Origin of the sequence: Mycobacterium sp., from assembly GCF_049673265.1 — a bacterium.
Lineage (GTDB): Bacteria > Actinomycetota > Actinomycetes > Mycobacteriales > Mycobacteriaceae > Mycobacterium.
Map to the genome: position 1 here is coordinate 1 of NZ_JBATXN010000455.1, position 2,085 is coordinate 2,085.

Annotated in this window: 3 protein-coding genes; 2 read left to right on the forward strand and 1 reads right to left on the reverse strand. The window is 64.8% G+C overall.

The window, feature by feature from the left end; translation table 11 throughout:
- A partial coding sequence (locus tag WBF82_RS15925) for an APC family permease (RefSeq protein WP_424383951.1) occupies positions 1 to 1,050 on the reverse strand: 1,050 nt, incomplete at its 3' end.
- Between the two features lie 89 nt (positions 1,051 to 1,139).
- Here WBF82_RS15925 and WBF82_RS15930 point away from each other — a divergent pair.
- Together WBF82_RS15930 and WBF82_RS15935 are read left to right on the forward strand one after the other, a co-directional pair.
- On the forward strand, positions 1,140 to 1,811 hold the full coding sequence (locus WBF82_RS15930) for a potassium channel family protein (RefSeq protein ID WP_424383952.1): 672 nt from the start codon (positions 1,140 to 1,142) through the stop codon (positions 1,809 to 1,811).
- The coding region (locus tag WBF82_RS15935; RefSeq protein WP_424383953.1) for a potassium channel family protein at positions 1,808 to 2,085 on the forward strand (278 nt) is incomplete at its 3' end. The genes WBF82_RS15930 and WBF82_RS15935, both read left to right, overlap by 4 nt.

Sequence of the window (2,085 nt, forward strand, 5' to 3'; positions counted from 1 at the left end):
GCCCAGTACCGGGAACCCGTTGAACGCCGTGTTGGCCGCCAGCACCAGGATGAGCGCGGTCACCGCCGCAATCAGCAGGAACCCGATGTGGAAACTGCCGAACACTGCTTGAGCGATCTGCGTCACCAGGGTCTTCTGTTGATAGTCGCGCGGAGTACCGCTCAGCTGCTTGGCGGGATCGTCGACAACCTGCACCTTGGTCTTCTCGGCCAGCAAGATGATGCCCATGAAAAGGCTGACCGCGATGGTGCCCAGCAGCAGCAGCGTCGTAGCCGCATTGCGTGACTTGGGTTTTTGAAATGCGGGCACCCCGTTGCTGATCGCCTCCACACCGGTGAGCGCCGCACAGCCCGACGAGAACGACCGCGCCACCAAAAACACCATGGCGAAGCCGACAATCTGGCTGCGCTCGGCATGCATCACGAAGCCGGCGGATTCGGCCCGAAGCGGCTCGCCGAAGATATAGATCCGGAACAATCCCCATGCGAGCATGAGGCCGACGCCGACGATGAACGCGTAGGTCGGAATCGCGAAGGCCAACCCGGACTCGCGCACACCGCGCAGGTTCATCGCCATCACCAGCAGGATCGCGACCACGCAAAACAGCACCTTGTGGGTGGCCACGAATGGAATGGCAGATCCGATGTTCGACATGGCCGACGCGGTCGAAACAGCCACCGTGAGAACGTAATCCACCATCAGTGCGCTCGCGACCGTCAGGCCGGCGTTGGCGCCCAGGTTGGTGGTGACCACTTCGTAGTCCCCGCCGCCGGATGGGTAGGCGTGCACGTTTTGCCGGTAGCTCGCCACCACGACCAGCATCACCGCTGCCACCGCCAGGCCGATCCAGGGCGTCAACGAGTACGCCGCCAGCCCGGCCACCGACAGCATCAAGAAGACCTCTTCGGGGGCATAGGCCACCGAGGACAACGCGTCGGAAGCGAACACCGGCAAGGCGATCCGCTTGGGCAGCAGGGTGTGGCTCAGCCGATCGCTGCGAAACGGCCGACCCAAAACCAACCGACGCGCCGCGGTCGAAAATTTGGACACGAGAGCCAAGAATAAGCCCACCCGGGGTTGCCGGTACGGTTCTCTCGTCGGGACCCGACTAATAACCCGCAGGCCGAGAGGACCCGCACGTGCGAGTGGTTGTGATGGGGTGCGGCCGGGTGGGGTCGTCGGTGGCCGACGGGTTGTCCCGGATCGGCCACGATGTCGCGATCATCGACAGTGACAGCACCGCATTTACCCGGCTGAGCCCCGACTTTGCCGGTGAGCGCGTTCTCGGGATGGGCTTCGACCGAGACGTGCTGGTCAGGGCGGGGATCGAGGACGCCGATGCGTTCGCCGCGGTGTCATCCGGCGACAACTCCAACATCATTTCGGCGCGGCTGGCGCGGGAAATCTTTCGGGTGCCGCGGGTGGTCGCGCGGATCTATGACGCCAAACGTGCTGAGGTCTATGAACGGCTCGGCATTCCCACGATTGCCACCGTGCCCTGGACCACCGATCGGCTGCTCAACGCGCTCACCCAAGACACCGAGACGACCAAGTGGCGAGACCCCACCGGGACCGTCGCAGTCGTCGAGGTCGCGCTGCATGAGGGCTGGGTCGGCTACCGGGCGACCGATCTGGAGGCGGCCACCGGCGTTCGGGTCGCGTTTTTGATCCGATTCGGCACCGGTGTCCTTCCGGAACCGAAGACGGTGATCCAAGCCGGCGACCAGGTCTACCTCGCCGCCGTCTCCGGCCGCGTGGCAGAGGCCTTGGCCATCGCGGCGTTGCCACCCAGCGAGGACCTCGAGTCATGAAAGTCGCCATTGCCGGAGCCGGCGCGGTCGGCCGTTCAGTCGCCCGCGAACTTCTGGAAAACGATCACGACGTGTCGCTGATCGAGCGCAACCCCGAACACATCGACATCGACGCCATCCCCGCCGCGCACTGGCGGCTCGGCGACGCCTGCGAGATGAGCGTGCTGCAGTCGATACGCCTGGAGGACTTCGATGTCGTCGTGGCCGCCACCGGCGACGACAAGGCGAACGTGGTGCTCAGCTTGCTGGCCAAAACCGAGTTCGCTGTGCCTCG